The organism is Pseudomonas sp. GL93 (genome assembly GCF_003408955.1).
Classification (GTDB): Bacteria; Pseudomonadota; Gammaproteobacteria; order Pseudomonadales; family Pseudomonadaceae; genus Aquipseudomonas; species Aquipseudomonas paracarnis.
The window spans coordinates 25,751-46,703 of the sequence record NZ_NKRF01000131.1; the positions used below are offsets into that span (position 1 = coordinate 25,751).

Genomic DNA, 20,953 nt, shown 5'->3' on the forward strand with positions numbered 1-20,953 from the left:
ACGATTAGTCGGCGATGTGCAGTACCACTGCACCGATCAGCACCAGTACAACGCCTGCCACCTGCACCGCTGACAATCGTTCCTTGAAAAATACAAACCCCAGGATCGCCGCAATCCCTCCAGAGAGCGTACTGATCACCGTCACCACCGACACCGAGCCGGCCATCGCGCCCCACGAAAACGCCGAGAACCCGCCGAGGTTCATCAAGCTCGCACCGGTCAATGTCGCGCAGTTTTTCAGCGGCGGGATCTTCAAGCCATCCTTGATCTTCAGCACCATCACCACCAGCACGCACAAGCCCACCAGGTAGCCCAGCCACAACATGGTGATTGGCCCCAGCGCCGGCAGTGTGTAGCGACCTTGCAGCCAGAAACTGGTGCCGTACAAGGTTGCGGCGAACATGGCGTAGGCAATGGACAGGCGCGGGCTGTTGTGGGGCGTGCCGTTGTCCTTGTGGATGCTGGACAGCACAACGCCGATCACGCACAGGACAATGCAGCCCAGTTGTATCAGGCTGATATGTTCACCGCTGGCCCAGGACAGCAAGGTGGTCACGACCCCATAGGAGGTCACCAATGGCGCGACGATGGCCGCTTTGCCCAAGGCAAAGGCTTTGGACAGCGCAAGGGCGCCGGACACGGTCAGTAGGGCAGCGACGATACCCAAAAGCCAGACGCTTAAAGGCGCATCGAGGGATTTGAAAAGGAAGGCCGGGAAAATGACCAGCAGGAGGGTCATGATCAAAAAGCCGAGGGCTTGGCCGAAATACACCGCGCGTTTAACGCCAACGGCTCGGGCGTTGAGGCCCACCAGAAAGTCCGTGCCGCCCCAGAGCAGAGCGGCCAGGAGACCCATTGTGACGTCCATGAACGATCCTTGTTATTTATGCGGCTCGCCAGATTAGCGCAGATCCAATGTGGGAGCGGGCTTGCCCTAATACTGTAGGAGCGAGCCTGCTCGCGAAAAACGTCAACGATAACGCGTGCTTGCTGAATGAACGCGGCGCCTGTGAGTTTTTCGCGAGCAAGCTCGCTCCTACAAAAAATCCTTCATTGGAATCAGCTCAGGTTTTCCAGCGTTTGCGTTTCCCAGCAGTGGGTCTTGATCGCCAGGTAGAGCATGCCGATGGTCAGCGGGATCTTGTCACCACGGCCCTTGGCGCGACGCTTCAGGAACACGTCGAACACCGGCGGCTGGAAGTAACGATAAGCGTCGTAGTCACCCAGGTCGACCCCGAAATCCTGTTCCAGCGCCTCCATGAATTGCTTGGCCTCAGCGCCATCGCAACCGAGGTCGAAGTTCAGTGAGGTGTGCAGGCCAATGGTCTTGTGTTTTGGCAAGCCGATTTCTTCATGCAGCAGTTGCAGAAGTTGCTGCATGACAGGGTCTTCGGGGAAGTTGGGGGCCAGGTTCATGGTGGGGGCACGCAGGAGTGGGTGAGGGGGCCTGTCACGTTGCAGGCGGTATTTGTTTCGGGTGATGAAGAGAGCCAAGCCTATCAAGCATACAAAGACAGGTAGCCAGGGCATTCTGAGAATCACGGCTACATAGGGCAGTAGGAACGTCAGAACTAGACCTGTAGCGAGGCATGTGAGTGCGACGCGCATTCTGAGCGCGGGGTCTGTGATTTGGTAGTGCAGCACCAGATAGATGATGAAAAAAGAAGCCGATTGAAAGTACAAAGCCATGTTACTAAGACTCGTCCGAGTAAACATGTATTGAGTGTGTTGAACGCTGAGGTCCTATGCCTCCCCTCACACTGGCATCCAGACCGATGATGATGTCCCCCGCGTGATATCTGCGAAGCTTGCCGGAAATCGTATCGCCAACGAAACCAGCGGTTGCGGTTGAAATGACAGCCCCCGGCGCTTTAACCGCTTCGGAAATTATTCGTTTGATGAGCACGTTTTGGTCGTTTAACCGATCCGCCTGATTCCGTCTCAACGGATGGGAAATCGCAACTGCCATGTCGCATGGTAAATCTCTGGCCAGCATTTTTTCGTACAGCCTGCGTAATTGATCGCGCACCCGCTGGGCTGCCGTTTTTGCTTCAAGCAGGCATAGGTTGGAGAAAAAGTGCCGATTGTCCGGCGCAACAGTAAAGCGAATCACTGTGAAGGTGACGCCATAGTGGCCGATATGCTGAGTCCTTTCGATGTTCACAAAATTATGCCGAGAGAGTTAGGAGAGGGGGCTAGTTTCGTCCAGTCAAAGGGCGTTTCTGTAGAGGGGTGAGACACTGTTTGGAGCAGTTTGGGAAACGGACGACGCGCCGTTTTTTGGTTTCTTACAATGCCTTCCTGCATTGACGACTTGATACCGATTCTGCTGGCAGAGCCGAGTAAATGTGGGAGCCGGGCTTTCCTAAGGCTTTTTGTAGGAGCGAGCTTGTTCGCGAAAAACCCACAGGCACCGCGTTTATCCAGGAAGCGCGCGTTACCGTTAACGTTTTTCGCGAGCAAGCTCGCTCCTACAGGCATTAGGGCTTGCCCGTGATGGCGTTGTGTCAGGTTTGGAAATAAATATAGCCTGATAGCCGCCATCGCAGGCAAGCCAGCTCCCACAGGTTTAGCTGTGTATCGGATTGCTGTGTGGTGGCTGATCGGTCGTTGGTTGCAGTTGTACGTGTTGCGTAGCTTCCAGCAAATCACAGCCGTCCTGAACGAGCAGGTACAACGCATTGATGATGTGGGAATGGCGACCTGATCGGATAAAAAGCACATCACATTTGCTATAAAAAAATCCGCCAAAGCTCTGAAATCAGCGTATGTTTCACCGCAAAATCTTGTAGGGCGATTCCGCCCACTACTTAAAGGGAGTTAAGCATGGGTTTGCTTCGTGTCGCCTCGGCGATGTCTTTGTGTGCGGTGGCGTTTTCTGCCCAGGCAGAGCAGTTGCCGATTGAAGTGCTGAGCGCGGTGGTTAAGGATCAGAAAATCGCCGATGCCGAAGTGTTGCTGCAACGCAATGGCGCGCAGAACGTGGTGGGCCGTACCAACGCACAAGGCCAGGTCACGCTGACCAGCGAGGCGGCTGATGATGCCAGCAACCTGCTGATCATCAAGAAGCCTGGCTATTCCAACCTGGTGGTGAAGTGCCCGTGCAAAGGCATGACCTATGCCGTCAGCCCGGTGATGGAAAATCTCGACGGCCTGCGTGTGGTGTTGACCTGGGGCAAGGCTCCGCGCGACCTCGACTCCCATATGATCTTCCCCGGCAATAACATCTTCTTCAACAATAAAAAGGGCACCGACGCCGAACTGGACGTGGATGACACCGACAGCTATGGCCCGGAAACCATCACCCTGCAGAAAAAGCATTACGGCGAAAGCTACGTCTATGCCGTGCATGACTATTCCAACAGTGGCTCTCCCAACTCTAGCGAGTTATCCCACAGTGAGGCCAAGGTGTTTGTGTACATGGGGCAATCCCTGGTGCGCACCTACTATGTGCCGCAGAACCGCACCGGCAACCTGTGGACCGTGTTCCGCATGACCGGCAGTGGCGACTTCCAGGACATCAACACCTTCACCGGCGTGAGAGTCGGCGCCGAAGATGTGCTCAACGAGGTCAAGCCGTTGCTGGATGACAGCGTGGCCGTCACCGCCGTGACGGTGAGCTCGTCGGTACAGGCCGATGCGAAAAAGCTGAACCTCAAGGGCGAAGCGGCCTACCAGGCCGGTAACCTGGACCAGGCCATCGACTTCTTCCGTCAAGCCATCGAGCTGGATAACAGCTTCGGCAAGGCTTACGGCAACCTGGGCCTGGCGTATCAGAAAGCTGGCAATACCGCGGAGTCGATCTGGGCCAACCGCAAGGCTATCGCCCTGGCCACCGGTACCAATGCCGCGACCGTGCGTGCCGGTGCTTACTACAACATTGCACGCATCTACGAAGCGGCCGGGCAGTTCCCGGATGCGTTGCGTCACTACCAGTTGGCCAAGGAGCAAAAGGCCAACCCGGTGTATGACACGGCGATTGAGCGGGTGCAGAACCGCTGATTCAGCTGTAGCTCGGTTGTGAAATGTGGGAGAGGGCTTGCCAGCTCCCACATTTGTATCTGCTGCTTCCTGTTACGTTCTCAGAAAAGTCCCACTTCGGCCCTGAGCCATCCCTCCCTCTGTGTATCATCCTGTCTCTTTTTTCCTCGCGACCTTTCTCGATTCGCTGAGATTCCCGGGCTATGTTTTTGAGCCAACTCAGCGGTCATGGAGTGACAGCCTTATGCACGACACCCTCCAGCAGGTCTTTGGTTATCCACACTTTCGCCTGGGCCAGGAAGAGACAGTCAGCGCCGTTCTGGCTGGGCGTTCTGCCGCCGCCATTTTTCCCACGGGGTCGGGCAAATCCTTGTGCTACCAGCTGTCGGCGGTGTTGCTGCCGCACCTGACGCTGGTGGTGTCGCCTTTGCTGGCGTTGATGCAGGACCAGTTGGGTTTCCTGCAGCGCCATGGCATTTCGGCGGGCAGTATCGATTCGGCCCAGAGCCGTGATGAGGCCAATGAGGTAATGGCCCGTGCGCGATCGGGCGAGCTCAAGATCCTGATGATTTCCGTGGAGCGTTTGAAGAACGAGCGTTTCCGTAACTTCCTGAACAGCGTGCAGATCTCGTTGCTGGTGGTGGACGAGGCGCACTGTATTTCCGAATGGGGCCACAACTTCCGTCCGGATTATTTGAAGCTGCCGGACTACCAGCGCCAGTTCAACATCCCGCAGGCGCTGTTGCTGACGGCCACGGCCACGCCCAAGGTGATCGCCGACATGCAGGCCAAGTTCGCCATTGCTGCCGAAGATGTAGTGACCACGGGCTTCTATCGCCCCAACCTCAACCTGCTGGTGGAACCGGTCAGCGGCCACGACAAACGCCGCAGGCTGGGGGAGTGGATGAAAGCGCGGGCCAACCAGCCGAGTATCGTCTACGTCCCCTTGCAGAAACCCGCCGAGCAGATTGCCGAGCATCTGAACCGCCACGGCATTCAGGCCGAGGCTTATCACGCGGGGCTGCCCCACGAAAAACGCGAGGGTATCCAGCAGCGTTTCATGGGCGGGCGCTCCAATTGCATTGTCGCAACTATCGCGTTTGGCATGGGCATAGACAAGAGTGACATCCGCAATGTCGTGCACTTCGACCTGCCCAAGTCCATCGAGAACTACAGCCAGGAAATCGGCCGCGCAGGGCGTGACGGGCAGCCGTCGGATTGCCTGGTGTTGGCCAACCGCGACAGCCTCAATGTGTTGGAAAACTTTGTGTACGGTGATACGCCGGAGCAGGAAGGCATTCGTCGTGTACTTGAGGAGTTGCAGGCCGCGCGTAGCGAAGGCCAGTGGGAGTTTCTACTCAGGTCGCTGTCGGACCACAGCAATATTCGCGAGCTGCCGCTCAAGACGCTCTTGGTGCAGTTGGAGCTCAAGGGCGTGATCGCACCGCGCTATGCGTTTTATGCGGAATACCGTTTTAAATACCTGATCGAACCTGAAGCCTTGCTGGCGCGTTTTTCCGGCGAGCGGCAGCAGTTTGTCGCGGCGATCATCCAGGTGTGCAAGCGCGCTAAAACCTGGGCGACGGTGGATTTCGATGGGCTTTATCAACAGCACAATGCCGAACGTAGCCGGGTAGTGAAGGCGCTGGATTATTTTCAGGAGCAGGGCCTTATAGAGCTGGAAAGCAAGCAGATGACTGAGGTCTACAGTTTGCTCGACACCGATTTCGACCCGCAGGCGTTAAGCGCCGAGTTATACACAGGCTTTAAGCAGCATGAGGTGACGGAGGTCGCGCGGATTCACGCCATGCTCGACCTGTTCGCCACCGACCACTGCCTGGGGCAACGCCTGGCGCACTACTTTGGTGATGATAATGCGCCCCAGCGTTGCGGGCATTGTTCGGTATGCCACGGTCAGGTCGCCCATCTGCCGGCGCCGCCGAGCCTGCCGCCGCTTGTGGATAAAAACTTCATGGGGCTGTGCGGTGATTTTATCCACAGGCATCATGAGTACACGGGGCACTTGCCGAGTGCGGAGCGTTTGACGCGTTTCCTTGGCGGTATCAGCGTACCGTTGTTTACCAAGTTGAAGGCGCGGGGCATTCCGGGTTTTGCTGCGCTGGAAGACTACCCCTACGCCGAGGTGCGCGACTGGGCCCACGCTCAATTGGATCAACTTTGACGAGACTTGCCGATGCCTGACTCAACGCCTGTGCGCGACGACTACCGCCACTTCCAACCGATTACCACGCGTTGGCACGACAACGATGCCTACGGCCATGTGAATAACGTCACCTACTACAGCTTCTTCGACACAGCCGTTAATACCTACCTGATCGAACAGGGTGGGCTGGATATTCATGACGGTGAGGTGGTGGGGTTTGTGGTGAGTTCGGCCTGCGATTACTTTGCCTCGATTGCTTTTCCCGAGCGCATTGAGGTCGGCCTGCGGGTGGGCAAGCTGGGCAATAGCTCGGTGCAGTATGAGCTGGCGGTATTCAAGGCGGGCGAGCAGGAGGCGTGTGCGGCGGGGCGCTTTGTCCATGTGTTTGTGGACCGAGCGTCGAACCAGCCAGTGCCGATTCCGGCGATGTTGCGCGAAGCGATGCAGCGCTTGGTGGTTTGAGGCACCTACAAGCAACCCGGACCAAATGTGGGAGCCGGGCTTGCCCGCGATGGCGCAGTATCAGGCAGTACGTCTAAACCTGATTCACTGCTCTCGCGGGCAAGCCCGGCTCCCACATCGGATGTGTTCGTCAGAGCGCGTGTTTATCAGTCGCGATAACGATGCTTGTTCTTGCGATGCCCATAGGCATGGCCGCGGCCTGGGTGGCCATCGCGGTAGTAGCGACGATCGTCACGGTCGCGATCGCGGTAATGGCGGTTGTCGCGATCACTTTCGTTACCCATGTAGTTGCCTAGCGCGCCGCCCGCGCCACCGCCGGCCGCGGAGCCGATCAGTGCGCCGGTGCTGCCGCCAACGCTGCGCCCTACGACGTTACCGCCGGCTGCGCCCAGTGCGCCACCGATGGCGGCTTCGCCACGGCTACGTTTGTCGGCGCCGACCGCGCTACCACCTGCGCCGCCCAGGGCCGCGCCAATGGTCGAACCGGTATTGCCGCCCAACTGCTGGCCGACAACGGAACCTAGAACCCCACCCAATGCGCCGCCTACACCGGCTTCGGTGGTGCCGCCTGCCATGGCTGCGCCACTGACCAGGCCAAGGGACAACAAGAGAATCGAGGAGAACTTCATTCAGGGAAACCTCAAGGGATGACGGCGCGATCCTGAGGTTGTATCGAGGCGCTGACAATCGAAATCCGACCGGCGGCAGAGGTTGTATACAATTTGCTAAGTTACTGTTTTGTATGGGGAACTTAAGTCATTTTTACGGGTCTTTAGTTACTTCGGAAGGGCCGCTTTTATGCAAAAGCGGCCTTTTTTGTGCCTGCCGAATGTGCGGTGCTTGTGCTGGCCTCTTCGCGGGCAAGCCCGCTCCCACACTTGGAATGCATTTCAAATGTGGGAGCGGGCTTGCCCGCGAAAGCGGTAGTTCAAGCAACACACATCTCGGATCGAGTCAGGCCGAGCGCGCCATGATCAACCCAGTATCACTCGCCGCCTCCAAACGAATCGCAACAAACTTAGACGTCGGCGTATGGCTACCGTCGCCAGTGCTTTCCAATGGCACCAACGGGTTCACTTCCGGGTAGTAGGCCGCTGCCTGCCCCGCCGGAATATCAAATGCCAGCAGCGTAAAGCCCTTCACGCGGCGCTCACGACCGTCTTCCCACAGCGACACGATGTCTGCCTTCTGCCCCGGCTTGAAGCCCAGGCGGATGATGTCGGCTTCGTTGACGAACAGCACGTCACGCTGGCCTTTGACCCCGCGATAACGGTCGTCCAGGCCATAAATAGTGGTGTTGTACTGATCGTGGGAGCGCATCGACTGCATGATCAGGTCCGGCACTCGGCCCGTGGCGTGGGTGCGCTCGTGGATCAGGTCTTTGGGCAAGATGTTCGGGCGGAAGTTGGCGCGACCGGACGGAGTGTTCCAGCGGCGTGCGCCGGCGGAATTGCCCAGATAGAAGCCACCTGGATGTTTGATCTTCTCGTTGAAGTCCTTGAAGCCTGGGATGGTGTCGGCGATCAGGTCACGGATGCGCCCATAGTCGGCCACCAGCCAGTTCCAATCCACGGGCTTGCTGCCCAGGGTGGCGGCAGCAATGCCCGCCAGGATCGCCGGCTCGGACTTCATCCGTTTCGACAGCGGTTGCAGTTGGCCGTTGGAACCGTGAACCATGCTGAACGAGTCTTCCACTGTCACCGCTTGCGGGCCGTCGGCCTGGATGTCGATGTCGGTACGGCCCAGGCACGGCAGGATCAACGCATCTTTACCGTGCATCAGGTGGCTGCGGTTGAGCTTGGTGCTGATCTGCACGGTCAGGTCGCAATTTCGCAGCGCTTCAAAGGTGCGCGTGCTGTCTGGCGTGGCTTGGGCAAAGTTGCCGCCCAGGCCGATAAAGACCTTGGAACGGCCTTCAAGCATGGCGTGAATCGCTTCCACCACGTTATGGCCATTGTCGCGCGGCACCTGGAACTGGAAACGACGCTCCAGCGCGTCCAGAAACGCTACCGGTGGGCGTTCGTTGATGCCCATGGTGCGGTCGCCCTGCACGTTACTGTGGCCGCGCACTGGGCACAGCCCGGCACCTGGGCGGCCGATATTGCCGCGCAGCAACATGAGGTTGGCGATTTCCTGGATGGTCGGCACCGAGTGGCGGTGCTGGGTTATCCCCATCGCCCAGCACATGATCACATTCTTGCCTTTGGCGTACATGCGCGCCGCTTGCTCGATCTCCACCAGGGTCAGGCCGGACTGCTCGACGATTTCCTCCCAGGAGGTGTCGTCGATCTGGCCCAGGTATTCCAGGACGTTGGCGGTGTGTTCGTTGAGGAAGTCATGGTCGAACACTGCTTCCTTGCCTTCGGCCAAGGCTTGGCGTTCCCACAGCAGCAGGAATTTAGCCATGCCACGCAAGATCGCCATATCGCCACCCAGCGCCGGGCGGAAGTAGGCGGTGTTGGTCGGCTTGTCGCCGTTGGTGAGCATTTCCAGCGGATGTTGGGGGTGCTGGAAGCGCTCCAGGCCGCGCTCTTTCAGCGGGTTGATACACACCACCTGGGCGCCGCGCTTCACCGCTTCGCGCAGAGGCTCGAGCATGCGTGGGTGGTTGGTGCCGGGGTTCTGGCCCCAGACGAAAATGGCATCGGCATGTTCGAAGTCATCAAAGGTCACGGTGCCTTTGCCCACGCCCACGCTCTGCGCCAAGGCTACGCCGCTGGCTTCGTGGCACATGTTCGAGCAGTCCGGGAAGTTGTTGGTGCCATAGGCGCGCACAAACAGCTGGTACAAGTAGGCGGCTTCGTTGCTGGCGCGGCCCGAGGTGTAGAACTCGGCCATGTTCGGGCTGGGCAGTGCGTTGAGGTGCTTGCCGACCAAGTCGAAGGCGGCTTCCCAACTGATGGGCGTGTAGCGATCGGTCTCGGCGTCATAGCGCATCGGCTCGGTCAGGCGGCCCTGGTATTCCAGCCAATAGTCGCTTTGCTCCAGCAACGCTGTGACGCTGTGCTTGGCGAAGAAGGCCGCATCGACGCGGCGCTTGGTGGCCTCCCAGTTGACCGCCTTGGCGCCGTTTTCGCAGAACTTGACCATGCCGCTTTCCGGCGAGTCGCCCCAGGCGCAGCCCGGGCAGTCGAAGCCGCCGTTCTGATTGGTCTTGAGCATCATGCGCAGGTTTTTGAGGGCGTTGTCGCTGGTCAGCCAGGCTTGCGCCACGCTGATCAGGGCGCCCCAGCCACCGGCTGGGCCTTTGTAGGGCTTGTAGCGTGGGGTCGGGGTCTGGTCGGCTTGGTGGTGAAGGCTCATGGCTGGTGCTCCATCGCAGGGCTATAGACCCGTGGCGCGCTTTTTTGCGGCAGGTGGATGAGGTTGAGGTTGTGCCGGCGCGCCCATTGCAAGGCCAGGCCGGTGGGCGACGACAGGCTGACCAGGGTCTGGATGCCCGCGCGCAAGACTTTCTGAATCAATTCCAGGCTGCAGCGGCTGGTAACAATCGCCAGGCCGCCGTCGGTCGGAATCTTTTGGCGGATCAACGCGCCAATCAATTTATCCAGGGCGTTATGCCGACCGATGTCTTCGCGACCCATCAGCAATTCGCCTTGGCTGTCCATAAAAACCGCCGCATGCACGGCGCCGCTGTGCTGGCCCAGGGGTTGGAATGCGCTGATACGCTGGCGCAGGCCATCGAGCCACTGCGCGGGCGGCAAGGGTGCGCCTGGCAGTACCTGGAGGTCGGGCAATGCTTGCTCTACCGCTTCAACGCCACATAGACCGCAGCCGCTGGTGCCCGCCAATTGGCGACGTTGCTGCTTGAGGTTCCAGAACGCACGGCTGGAAACCTGTACCTGAGCGTACTGGGCTGCGCCCGATCCGCTGATTTTCAGATCATAAATGTCGTTAACGTCGGTGATAATGCCGCTGCCGAGGCTGAAACCTACAATGAAGTCTTCCAGGTCCGTAGGCGTCACCAGCATCACCGCCTGGCTGATATCGTTATAGGCAATCGCCAACGCCACTTCTTCGGCCAGCGCAGTGCTGGCGACTTCCGTGTGTTCAAGATTGCAATAGTGATAGCTCTGGCTAGCGACGGGCGCGGCCGATTCAAGAGCGGGCGCCGCGCAGTGAGGGCGCTTGGCGTTCATGGGGCAGTACCACCGGCGGATTGATCAGTGTTTAGACTAGGCGCGACAAAGGGTCACGTCTAATCGCCAGTATTGATCTATTGATAGAGGGCGTCGATCAAGGTTCACCCGCGTTTTCGTCGGGCTTATTCCAGGCAGGGGTGAGTTGGATACTTTTGAGTCTTTAGCCAGTCTGGAACCCAAGTCGGCAGGACTGGTCTAGTCTTGGGCATCTGGAAATTAAATCCCAAGGAGAACGCACCATGAGTATTTTTAGCTTTATCAAAGAAGCCGGCGAAAAGATTGTTGACCTGTTGACGCCGGGTAATGCGAACGCGAGTGAGCAGTTGAAGGAGCATGTGAGCAAGGTGGGCCTGGGTAATCCAAACGTGCAGACCACGGTGGATGGCGACAAGGTCACGGTGAGCGGTGAAGTGGCCACGCAGGAAGAGAAAGAGAAGATCCTCTTGGCGCTGGGTAACATTGCCGGCGTGGCAAGTGTGGATGACCAGATCACAGTATCCGGTCCAGTGGTTGTGGCTTCGCGCTTTGTTGTTGTGAAAAGCGGCGACACCCTGAGCGCAATCTCTAAGACGGTTTATGGCGACGCGAATAAGTACAACAAGATCTTCGAGGCTAACAAGCCACTGTTGTCGCACCCGGACAAGATCTACCCAGGTCAGACACTGCGCATCCCTGAGTAATACGCAGGATAAAATGAGGAAGCTCGCTCCTACAGGTTGGTATCAGGGCTTGCCCCCTCCCACATTCGCTCAAAGTCCGGCAATGAGTTCTCGATAATCTCCCACTGCTAAAAATTCTGCGGTGTCCTTTGGTCCTTTCTTGCTATCAGGCTCCTTCACTGCCAGCAAATGACCGACCCCGAAATCCCGGGCGCTGCGCAAGATCGGCAAAGTGTCATCTATAAAGAGGCTACGGGCCGGGTCAAAGTGGATATCCGCTTGCAAGGCTTGCCAGAATTGCGGGTTTTCCTTGGGAAAACCGTAGTCGTGAGAGCTGATCAATCGCTCGAAATACGGCGCCAGTTCAATGCGCTCCAACTTCAATGACAGTGAATCACGATGAGCGTTGGTGATCATGATCACGCGCTTGCCGGCCTGTTTGATCGCCGCCAGGAATGTATCGGCATCCGGACGCAGGGCAATCAGGTGGGCGGTCTCCAGCTTGAGTTCGCGCACCGGGATCTTGAGCTCGGCGCTCCAGAAATCCAGGCAATACCATTGCAACTGTCCGGCGTTACGCTCAAACAGCGGTTGCAACTCCATCTCGGCCATGGCCTGGCTCACACCGTGAAGTTCGGCGTAGCGCTGGGGCAGGTGCTCCATCCAGAAGTGGTTGTCGTAATGCAGGTCGAGCAGGGTGCCGTCCATGTCCAGCAGGACGGTGTCGATGGCGTGCCAGGGCAAAGAGGGCATGGTGGGGTCTCATGTAAGTAAAGATATCCGACACAGACAATCGGACAAGCCACGGTATAGTAACCCGATCACGCCAAGGAGCCGTTTATGCGCCAGAAACCCACTGTCCTCGCCCGCGAAATAGTCGCCAGTAGCCGTTTGTTCCGCGTGGAGGAAGTGCAACTGCGCTTTTCCAATGGCGTTGAGCGCACCTACGAGCGTCTTGTCGGGCGCGGCACAGGCTATGGGGCCGTGATGATTGTGGCGATGATCGATGAAGATCATGCATTGCTGGTGGAAGAGTACTGCGGCGGCACTGACGAGTATGAATTGTCGTTGCCCAAAGGCTTGATCGAGCCCGGCGAAGACGTGCTGGCGGCGGCAGACCGCGAACTCAAGGAAGAGGCCGGCTATGGCGCACGGCAGTTGGAGCACATCACCGAGCTGTCATTGTCGCCTGGTTATATGAGCCAGAAAATCCAGGTGGTATTGGCTACCGATCTTTATGAAGAGCGCCTTGAAGGTGATGAGCCCGAACCGATGCGGGTAGACCGGGTCAACCTGCGCGAGCTGTCGGCGTTGGCGCAAAACGAGCAATTCAGCGAAGGTCGCGCCCTGGCGGCGTTGTATCTGGTGAGAGACCTGTTGACCCAGCGTGGAGCGTTCACCGCATGAGCGAACTGTTTTTAGGCCACCCGTTTATCGCCCCGGTCATTGAACTGGCGCGCCAGGCGGGTGAAGCCATCCTGCCGTACTGGCGTGTCGATGTAGCCGTGACCGCCAAGGCGGACGATTCACCCGTGACGGCTGCCGACTTGGCTGCCCACCATCTGATTCTCGCAGGCCTCACCGCGCTGGACCCAAGCATCCCAGTGTTGTCTGAAGAGGACGCCGATATCGATCAGAGTGTGCGTGCCGGCTGGCAGCGCTGGTGGTTGGTGGACCCCCTGGATGGCACCAAGGAATTCATTTCCGGCAGTGAAGAATTCACCGTCAATATTGCATTGATCGAACAGGGCCGTGTGGTGTTCGGCGTGGTGTCGATACCGACCACTGGCCGTTGCTACTTCGGCGGCGCGGGCCTGGGGGCTTGGCGGTCGGATGTCAATGCAGCGCCCAAGCAGATTCAAGTGCGCCAGACCAGGGCTGCGGGCGAAGCCTTTACCGTGGTGGCCAGCCGTCGTCACACCAGCCCTGAGCAGGAGCGTCTGTTGGATGGTTTGAGCGAGGGCTTGGGTGAGTTGAAACTGGCGAATATCGGCAGCTCGTTGAAGTTTTGCTTATTAGCCGAGGGCAGTGCCGATTGTTATCCGCGCCTGGCGCCGACCTCGCAGTGGGATACCGCAGCGGCCCAGGGTGTATTGGAAGGGGCGGGGGGCGAAGTGTTGGAGTTGAATGGCAAGCCGTTCAGCTACCCGGCGCGGGAGTCGTTGCTGAACCCGTTCTTTCTGGCGTTGCCGGCCAAGGCGGCGTGGCGTGAGCGGCTGTTGACCCTGGCTAGATCTTAAGATCACTGCAAAGCAAAATGTGGGAGCGGGCTTGCCCGCGATGGCGGAGTGTCAGTCATACAGGTATTGGCTGAGCCACCGCTATCGCAGGCAAGCCAGCTCCCACATTTGTTTTATGTAATGGCTGCTAGCGGTGCAGGACGTATTGGCCGGTAAAGACAACGGCATGCTCTTCACTGCCTTCATTCACAATCCACGTCTCCAGCGCCAACCGCGCCCGCCCGTAGCGCTGATAGGTCGCCACAAAGCGCTTCCAAATCTTTTCATCCGGCGCCGCGCAAATGGCTGTCGCGTCCTGGGTCACCGGCAGCGGGTAGCTGATCTGCCCTTCCTGAATCACGATGTGCCCGTCCTCAATCCCGGCTTCACGCAGCTTCAGGTGCAGCCAACCCCAACCCGCCAGCACGGCGCCGCAGTAGAGGCTGCCGCCGAACATGGTGCTCTTGTGGTTGATATTGGCTTGCAACGGCAGGGGCAGGTGCAGTTGGTCGTGTTGCCAGTCGAGCACCCTGAGGCCCATTTCCCGGGTGAGTGGGATGTCATGGTGAAGGATGGATTCCAGGTAACGGCTATCGCGGCTCATGGCGGCCTCTTCGTAGGTGGACGATGTCATTCGTCATCGGCGCTCTGGTTGGCACTGTCGGCGAAGTTCAGGCCGTGTTTGCGCAGTTTGTCGTGCAAGGTTTTGCGCGGCACGCCCAACGCTTCGGCGAGGCTGCGTACGGAGCTGTGGGGGCGGGTCAGTTCGGCAGCGATCAGACTTTTTTCGAACTGTTCGACTTGCTCGCTCAGGCCGCCAGGCGTGGAGGTCAGCACGCCGGCGGCGGGATGGTCCTGGGCGGTATCCAGGGCCAACTCCAGGCCGAGGGCGAAACGCTCCGCGGCGTTTTGCAGTTCCCGCACATTGCCCGGCCAGCTGTGGCGCAGCAACAGCGCGCGCTGGCCCGGTTGCAGTTCGTGCAAGGGCAGGCCGTGGCGGCTGCTGGCCTCGTCGGCGAAGTGCTGGAACAGCATCAGCGCATCCTCACCCCGCTCACGCAGGGGCGGAATGCGCAACGGCGCCACATTGAGGCGGTAATACAAGTCGGCACGGAAACGGCCCTGGTCGGCGGCCTGGCGCAGATCTTCCTTGGTGGCGGCGATAATGCGTATATCCAGCGGGATCAGCTGATTGCCACCCAGGCGTTCGACTACGCGCTCCTGTAAAAGGCGCAGCAACTTGACCTGTACATCCAGGCTCATGCTTTCAATTTCATCCAGAAACAGCGTGCCGCCATTGGCAAACTCGAACTTGCCGATGCGGCGCTTTTGCGCGCCGGTAAACGCGCCGGGTTCATGGCCGAACAGTTCGCTTTCCACCACCGATTCCGCCAGTGCCCCGGCGTTGATCGCCACAAACGGGCCGCTGCGTCGGCTTGAGAGGTCGTGCAGGGCGCGGGCGACGACCTCCTTACCCGCCCCGGTTTCGCCGAGGATCAGCACATCGGCCTTGGTCGCGGCCAGCGCACCGATTTGCTCGCGCAGGCGCAACATCTGTGGCGAGTGCCCTACCAGGCGCGTGCTCAGTTGCTGGCGGTCGCTGAGGGCCAGGCGCAGGCTGCGGTTGTCCAGCACCAGCCGGCGTAGGGCCAGGGCACGGCGCACGCTGTCGAGCAGCGCGTCGCTGGCGAAGGGTTTTTCCAGGAAGTCATAGGCGCCGGCACGCATGGCCTGCACCGCCAGCGGTACATCGCCGTGGCCGGTGATCAGCAGCACCGGCAGATCGGGGTCCTGTCCGTGCAGTTCGGCCAACAATTCCAGGCCGTCCATGCCGGGCATGCGGATGTCGCTGACCACCACGCCCGGCCAGTCGCGGGACAGGCGTGCAGTGAGCCCGTTGGCTTCGCCCAGGGGCAGGACTTTCAGGCCGGCCAGGTCCAAGGTCTGGCACAGGGCCTGACGCAGGTGTGGATCGTCGTCGATCAATACCACCTGAATCGAGTTGTCGATACTCATACACTGCGGTCCTCGGACGGTTGCAGACTGACGCCCGGCGAGCCGGCACGTAATTTCAAGGTTAACAGCGCGCCGCCTTCCTTGTGGTTGGCGAACAACAGTTCGCCGCCAAAGGCGCGCATCAGCGTGTCGCAGATCGCCAGGCCCAGGCCCAGGCCCTGGGTGCGCGTTTTGGTGGTGTAGAACGGCTCGCTGGCGCGGCCCAGGGCTTCCATGCAAAAGCCCGGGCCGTTGTCGCGAATGTACAGGTTGACGCCCTGCGGCGTGGTTTCGGCACTCAGCCAGAGTCTGCGTGGCGGGCCTTTTTCGGTGAGGGCGTCCAGGGCATTGGCCAGCAAGTTACCCAGCACTTGGCGCAGGCGGGTTTCACCGGCCTGCACCCACAGGGTTGCCTCCGGCAGGTCGCGGATCAGTTCCACTTCCATCGAACGCCGCCGCTTGGCCAACAACGCCAGGGCATCATCCAGTGCCGGTTGCAGGGCCACGCTCTCCGGCGCATGCCGGTCGCGACGGGCGAATGCGCGCAGGTGGGCGATGATCGAGGCCATGCGCCCGGTCAATTCGCTGATCAGCTTGAGGTTGCCGCGGGCGTCGTTGGTGCGCTCATGATCGAGCAGGATCTCGGCGTTTTCGGCATAGCTGCGAATCGCCGCCAGTGGCTGATTCAATTCATGGCTGATACTCGCCGACATGGTGCCCAGCGCCGAGAGCTTACCGGCCTGGACCAAATCGTCCTGGGCGCGCACCAGTTCTTGCTGGGCATGCTCGCGCTCCAGCACTTCCTGTTTAAGGCGCCGGTTAAGGCCCTCCAGGTCGCTGGTACGCTCGGCCACGCGCATTTCCAACTCGCGGCGAGCCTTGGCTTCGAAGGCGATGCGTTCCAGATAGTGCCGGCGGCGCTGCATCAGTAACCCCAGCAACAGCATCAGCACCAATAAGGTGGCGCCGCCCACGGCGACGACCGTGCGCACCGGACGGTTGATCAGCGAGCGCGGCGCGAGGATTTCCACGTTCCAGCCGGTTTCTGCGATGGCTGTGGATTGGCGCAGCCAGGCGCTGCTGCTGAGGCTCAGTGGCTGCGGGTCACGGGTAGGGTAGGGCTGGATGGCAATGATGGCCTGGCGTTCTTCGGCGGTCAGTGGCCGAGTGGCGCGGAATCGCCATTGCGGGCGCGAAGTGAGGATCACCACGCCGTTGTGGTCGGTGACCAGCAATTGTTCCGGGGTATTGCCCCACAGGCTTTCGGTGTGGTCCAGGTCGACCTTCACCACCAGCACGCCGATGACGGTATCGCCGTCACGCACCGCGGCGGCGAAGAAGTAGCCGCGCTTGGCCGAGGTGGTGCCCAGGCCGAAGAACCGGCCGAGGCGCCCGGCCATGGCTTCGCTGAAATACGGACGGAAGGAGAAGTTGCGCCCGACAAAGCTGTCTTGTTTGTCCCAGTTGGACGCGGCGAGGGTCTTGCCGGTGGTGTCCATCAGGTACATCACTTCCACCCCTGCCTGGGCGGCGACATCCTTGAGCAACTGGTTGGCGCTGACCAGGTGAGTGCTGACGTGGGGAGCGTCCAATGCAGTACGCAGGGCCGGCAAGTCACCGAGGATCTGCGGCAGTATTTCGTAGCGGTGCAGGGTGCCCAGCAAGTTGGCGACGTAGAGGTCGAGGGTCTGGCGGTTTTGGCCGGCGAGTTCGCTGCGGTAATAGCGCTCGGCCAAATGCTCCAGCGGCCACAACAGCGGTGCCAGGCACAGAGCCAGCAGGGCTAGGCTGCGCCAGCGGGGTCTTCGCGCAAGGGGTGGGGTCATGGAAGTCGCGCCTGTGGGTACAGGCGCATTATGCCTAGTGCTGCTGTGCAAGACACTCGTGCAATGCGTCTTGCCACTGTGGCTGGCTGACATGCCATTGCTGTCGCAGGCGCGTGCAGTCCAGGCGCGAGTTCAGCGGGCGCTTGGCGGGGGTCGGGTAGGCGCTGGAAGGAATCGGTTCCAGCTCGGCGCAGGCCTTGCCTTCGGCGCGCAGTTGCTCGCCAATCGCCTCGGCAAAACCGAACCACGAGGTTTCACCCTGGGCAGTGAGGTGGTAAACACCCCATTCCCCAGCCTTACCGGCCTGCCATTGCTCGATCAACACACGCGTGCTGTTGGCGATAGTCCCGGCCCAGGTCGGCGCACCGATCTGGTTGGCAACGATGCGCATCTGCGCTTTTTCCTGCAGCAGGCGCTGCATGGTCAGCAGGAAATTTTTGCCATGGCCCGAATAGACCCAGCTGGTACGCAAGATCAGGTACTCGCCACCTACCGCCGCAATCGCCTGCTCACCCGCCAGCTTGCTCTGGCCGTAGACACCCAATGGGTTGGGCGTGTCGCTTTCGGTGTACGGGGCAGGTTTGCTGCCGTCGAACACGTAGTCGGTCGAGTAGTGAATCAGCGGGATACCCAGCGCCTTGGCTTCTTCGGCGAGGATGCCGGGGGCGATGGCGTTGATTGCGAACGCAGCGTCCGGTTCGCTCTCGGCCAGATCGACGGCGGTGTGGGCCGCCGCGTTGATGATCAGGCCAGGGCGATGGATGCGCACTTGTTGGCGGATAAGGTCTGCGTTTGCCAGGTCAAGTTGCTTGCTGCCCAGGACGATAAGTTCGCCCAGGCCCTGGAGCCGCTGTTGCAGCTCCTGGGAGACTTGGCCGTGTTGGCCGACGATGAGGATTTTTAGGGCGACTGTCACGGGAACAGGTCCGCGTCTTTCAGGTTTTTACCGTTTTGATCCTTAGCAGACAAGGTGGGTGGACCCGCCAACTGCCAATCAATATCCAGTTCAGGATCGTCCCAGCGAATGCACCGCTCCGCAGACGGCGTGTAGTAATCCGTGGTCTTGTAGAGGAATTCAGCGTATTCGCTGAGTACTACAAAACCGTGGGCGAAGCCCGGTGGAATCCACAACTGGCGGTTATTTTCGGCCGATAGGCGCACGCTGGCCCATTTGCCGAAATGTGGTGAACTGCGGCGGATATCCACCGCAACGTCCAGTACCTCTCCGGCGGTCACACGCACCAATTTCCCTTGGGCGTGTTCTACCTGATAGTGAAGGCCTCTCAGCACGCCCTTTTGCGAGCGCGAGTGGTTGTCCTGCACAAACTGCAGTTGCAGACCGCTGGCCTGAGCAAAATCCCGGGCGTTGAAACTTTCATAGAAAAAGCCACGTTCATCGCCAAAAACCTTGGGCTCGATGATCAATACACCGGGCAGTTCAGTGGCGTTCACATTCATTTAGGATTCCCAGCGAGAGAGTACAAGTACTGACCATAGCCGGTCTTGCCAAAGTACTTGGCCCGTTCCAGCAGATAGTCACGATTGATCCAGCCGTTTTCATACGCGATCTCTTCCAGGCAGGCCACTTTCAAGCCTTGGCGATGCTCGATGGTCTGAACGTAGGTCGAGGCTTCCAGCAGGCTGTCATGGGTGCCGGTGTCGAGCCAGGCGAAACCACGGCCGAAGCGTTCAACGTGCAGATCGCCGCGCTGGAGGTAGGCATTGTTGACGTCGGTGATCTCCAGTTCGCCGCGTGGCGAAGGCTTGACCGCCTTGGCGATCTTGATCACGTCGTTGTCGTAGAAGTACAGGCCGGTCACCGCGTAGTGGGACTTAGGCTTAGCCGGTTTTTCTTCGATGGACAGGGCGCGGCCTTCACTATCAAAGTCAATTACACCGAAACGCTCAGGGTCTTTGACCCAGTAACCGAACACGGTAGCGCCTGAGGGGCGTTCGGCCGCAGTGCGCAGTTGATCGCCGAAATGCTGGCCGTGGAAGATGTTATCTCCCAGGATCAAGCACACAGGGTCATTACCAATGAATTCTTCGCCGATGATAAACGCCTGGGCCAAGCCATCCGGCGAAGGCTGCTCCGCGTAGGTGAAGCGCACGCCGAACTGGCTGCCATCGCCCAGCAGGTTCTGGTATTGCGGCAAGTCCACTGGCGTGGAGATCACCAGGATGTCCTTGATCCCCGCCAGCATCAGTACCGAGATCGGGTAGTAGATCATCGGCTTGTCATACACCGGCAACAATTGTTTGGACACGCCCAGGGTAATAGGGTGCAAACGCGTGCCGGAACCGCCGGCCAATACAATTCCCTTCATCATGCGATCAAATCCTTCACGTCAGTATTGCCCAATCGCTCACCTTGATAACTGCCGTCCTGGACCCTGCGGCACCATTCCAGGTTATCGAGGTACCACTGCACGGTTTTGCGCAGGCCGGTCTCGAAGGTTTCTTCCGGGACCCAGCCCAGTTCGCGTTCGATTTTGCTGGCGTCGATGGCGTAGCGTTGGTCGTGGCCTGGGCGATCCTTGACGAAGGTGATCAGGTCAGTGAATTTTTCCACGCCCGCCGGGCGTTGGGGGGCCAATTCTTCCAACAGGGCGCAGATGCCACGTACCACGTCGATGTTCTTCTGTTCGTTGTGGCCGCCGATATTGTAGGTCTCGCCCACAACCCCAGTGGTCACCACTTTGAGCAGTGCACGGGCGTGATCCTCGACGAACAGCCAGTCACGCACCTGCAGACCATCGCCATACACCGGCAGTGGCTTGCCCGCCAGGGCATTGAGAATCACCAGCGGGATCAATTTTTCGGGGAAGTGGAACGGCCCGTAATTGTTCGAGCAGTTGGTCAACAGCACCGGCAGGCCATAGGTGCGCTGCCAGGCGCGTACCAAGTGGTCGGACGCTGCCTTGCTCGCGGAATAAGGCGAGCTCGGCGCGTAGGGCGTGGTCTCGGTGAAGAGGTCGTCCACGCCGTGCAGGTCGCCATACACCTCATCAGTGGAGATGTGGTGGAAACGGAACGCGCTTTTTGCCGGCTCTGCCAGCTTCTGCCAATAGGCTCGCGTGGCTTCCAGCAGGCTGTAGGTGCCGACGATGTTGGTTTGGATAAAATCCGACGGACCGTCAATGGAGCGGTCGACATGGGACTCGGCCGCCAAATGCATGATCGCATCGGGTTCGAAGCGTGCGAGCACGGCGCTGACGGTGGCCTGGTCGATGATATCGGCCTGGACAAACTCATAGCGGCTGTTGGACGCGATGCTGGTCAGCGACTCAAGGTTGCCGGCGTAAGTCAGCTTGTCCAGGTTGAGCACTTCATGCTCAGTGTGTTGAATCAAGTGCCGGATCAGGGCCGAGCCAATAAATCCGGCACCGCCGGTGATGAGAATGCGCATGTCGAGGGCCTTTTCCTTAGACGGACACTGGGCGAAAGTAGCATAGCTTGAGTTGTGAATCGGGCCGGCGCAAGCACCGTGAGCAGAAGGGGTTGA

Annotated in this window: 20 protein-coding genes; 6 read left to right on the forward strand and 14 right to left on the reverse strand. The window is 59.5% G+C overall.

The window, feature by feature from the left end; all coding sequences use genetic code 11:
* Positions 1-4: 4 nt before the first annotated feature.
* The 3 genes from CER19_RS26830 to CER19_RS26840 form a co-directional block, all read right to left on the reverse strand.
* Positions 5-868 (reverse strand): DMT family transporter, encoded by an 864-nt coding sequence (locus CER19_RS26830; protein ID WP_256660552.1) that lies wholly within the window; start codon positions 866-868, stop codon positions 5-7.
* A 191-nt stretch (positions 869-1,059) separates the two neighbouring features.
* Positions 1,060-1,416 (reverse strand): DUF1493 family protein, encoded by a 357-nt coding sequence (locus CER19_RS26835; protein WP_116668584.1) that lies wholly within the window; start codon positions 1,414-1,416, stop codon positions 1,060-1,062.
* A gap of 277 nt (positions 1,417-1,693) precedes the next feature.
* Positions 1,694-2,164, reverse strand: a complete 471-nt coding sequence (locus CER19_RS26840; protein ID WP_116668585.1) for a hypothetical protein — start codon at positions 2,162-2,164, stop codon at positions 1,694-1,696.
* 662 nt (positions 2,165-2,826) lie between these two features.
* Here CER19_RS26840 and CER19_RS26850 point away from each other — a divergent pair.
* The 3 genes from CER19_RS26850 (at position 2,827) to CER19_RS26860 (ending at position 6,607) form a co-directional block, all read left to right on the forward strand.
* Entirely contained in the window at positions 2,827-4,002 is a 1,176-nt protein-coding gene (locus CER19_RS26850; RefSeq protein WP_116668587.1) for a tetratricopeptide repeat protein, read from the forward strand.
* 223 nt (positions 4,003-4,225) lie between these two features.
* Complete coding sequence (locus CER19_RS26855) at positions 4,226-6,163, forward strand: ATP-dependent DNA helicase RecQ (protein WP_116668588.1); 1,938 nt, start codon at positions 4,226-4,228, stop codon at positions 6,161-6,163.
* Positions 6,164-6,175: 12 nt separating this feature from the next.
* Entirely contained in the window at positions 6,176-6,607 is a 432-nt protein-coding gene (locus CER19_RS26860; protein ID WP_116668589.1) for a thioesterase family protein, read from the forward strand.
* A gap of 146 nt (positions 6,608-6,753) precedes the next feature.
* Here CER19_RS26860 and CER19_RS26865 read toward each other — a convergent pair whose 3' ends face one another.
* The 3 genes from CER19_RS26865 to fdhD all read right to left on the reverse strand — a co-directional run bounded on the left by CER19_RS26865 (position 6,754) and on the right by fdhD (position 10,746).
* On the reverse strand, positions 6,754-7,236 hold the full coding sequence (locus CER19_RS26865; protein WP_014716482.1) for a glycine zipper domain-containing protein: 483 nt from the start codon (positions 7,234-7,236) through the stop codon (positions 6,754-6,756).
* A gap of 325 nt (positions 7,237-7,561) precedes the next feature.
* Positions 7,562-9,910 carry an FdhF/YdeP family oxidoreductase gene (locus tag CER19_RS26870; protein ID WP_116668590.1) on the reverse strand — a complete coding sequence of 783 codons (2,349 nt, stop codon included), beginning with the start codon at positions 9,908-9,910 and terminating at the stop codon, positions 7,562-7,564.
* Positions 9,907-10,746: a formate dehydrogenase accessory sulfurtransferase FdhD gene (gene fdhD / locus CER19_RS26875; protein ID WP_116668591.1), complete on the reverse strand. Its 840-nt coding sequence runs from the start codon at positions 10,744-10,746 to the stop codon at positions 9,907-9,909. Before fdhD ends, CER19_RS26870 begins: the two co-directional genes overlap by 4 nt.
* A 242-nt stretch (positions 10,747-10,988) precedes the next feature.
* On the opposite strand from fdhD, the gene lysM reads away from it, so the two are divergent.
* Positions 10,989-11,429 carry a peptidoglycan-binding protein LysM gene (lysM, locus tag CER19_RS26880; protein ID WP_116668592.1) on the forward strand — a complete coding sequence of 147 codons (441 nt, stop codon included), beginning with the start codon at positions 10,989-10,991 and terminating at the stop codon, positions 11,427-11,429.
* A 69-nt stretch (positions 11,430-11,498) separates the two neighbouring features.
* On the opposite strand, the gene yrfG is transcribed toward lysM, so the two are convergent.
* The gene (yrfG, locus tag CER19_RS26885; RefSeq protein ID WP_116668593.1) at positions 11,499-12,161 is read right to left on the reverse strand and encodes a GMP/IMP nucleotidase; all 663 of its coding nucleotides are present in this window, start codon (positions 12,159-12,161) and stop codon (positions 11,499-11,501) included.
* Positions 12,162-12,248: 87 nt separating this feature from the next.
* On the opposite strand from yrfG, the gene nudE reads away from it, so the two are divergent.
* Both nudE and cysQ read left to right on the forward strand, forming a co-directional pair.
* On the forward strand, positions 12,249-12,815 hold the full coding sequence (gene nudE / locus CER19_RS26890; RefSeq protein WP_116668594.1) for an ADP compounds hydrolase NudE: 567 nt from the start codon (positions 12,249-12,251) through the stop codon (positions 12,813-12,815).
* A complete protein-coding gene (gene cysQ, locus CER19_RS26895; protein WP_116668595.1) occupies positions 12,812-13,648 on the forward strand; it encodes a 3'(2'),5'-bisphosphate nucleotidase CysQ in 837 nt (278 codons plus the stop codon). The genes nudE and cysQ overlap by 4 nt, the downstream gene beginning before the upstream one ends.
* Positions 13,649-13,775: 127 nt before the next feature.
* On the opposite strand, the gene CER19_RS26900 is transcribed toward cysQ, so the two are convergent.
* From CER19_RS26900 to rfbB, 7 genes are read right to left on the reverse strand one after another with little or no spacing between them, the layout of a single operon-like run.
* Positions 13,776-14,231, reverse strand: coding sequence for a thioesterase domain-containing protein (locus tag CER19_RS26900; RefSeq protein ID WP_116668621.1), 456 nt, complete (start codon positions 14,229-14,231; stop codon positions 13,776-13,778).
* 26 nt (positions 14,232-14,257) lie between these two features.
* Positions 14,258-15,643, reverse strand: a complete 1,386-nt coding sequence (locus CER19_RS26905) for a sigma-54 dependent transcriptional regulator (protein WP_116668596.1) — start codon at positions 15,641-15,643, stop codon at positions 14,258-14,260.
* Positions 15,640-17,448, reverse strand: a complete 1,809-nt coding sequence (locus tag CER19_RS26910) for an ATP-binding protein (protein WP_116668597.1) — start codon at positions 17,446-17,448, stop codon at positions 15,640-15,642. The genes CER19_RS26905 and CER19_RS26910 overlap by 4 nt, the downstream gene beginning before the upstream one ends.
* A gap of 34 nt (positions 17,449-17,482) precedes the next feature.
* Complete coding sequence (rfbD, locus tag CER19_RS26915; protein WP_116668598.1) at positions 17,483-18,364, reverse strand: dTDP-4-dehydrorhamnose reductase; 882 nt, start codon at positions 18,362-18,364, stop codon at positions 17,483-17,485.
* Entirely contained in the window at positions 18,361-18,906 is a 546-nt protein-coding gene (gene rfbC / locus CER19_RS26920) for a dTDP-4-dehydrorhamnose 3,5-epimerase (RefSeq protein WP_116668599.1), read from the reverse strand. The genes rfbD and rfbC overlap by 4 nt, the downstream gene beginning before the upstream one ends.
* Entirely contained in the window at positions 18,903-19,778 is an 876-nt protein-coding gene (rfbA, locus tag CER19_RS26925; RefSeq protein ID WP_116668600.1) for a glucose-1-phosphate thymidylyltransferase RfbA, read from the reverse strand. The genes rfbC and rfbA overlap by 4 nt, the downstream gene beginning before the upstream one ends.
* Complete coding sequence (gene rfbB / locus CER19_RS26930) at positions 19,775-20,857, reverse strand: dTDP-glucose 4,6-dehydratase (protein WP_116668601.1); 1,083 nt, start codon at positions 20,855-20,857, stop codon at positions 19,775-19,777. The genes rfbA and rfbB overlap by 4 nt, the downstream gene beginning before the upstream one ends.
* Between the last annotated feature and the right edge of the window lie 96 nt (positions 20,858-20,953).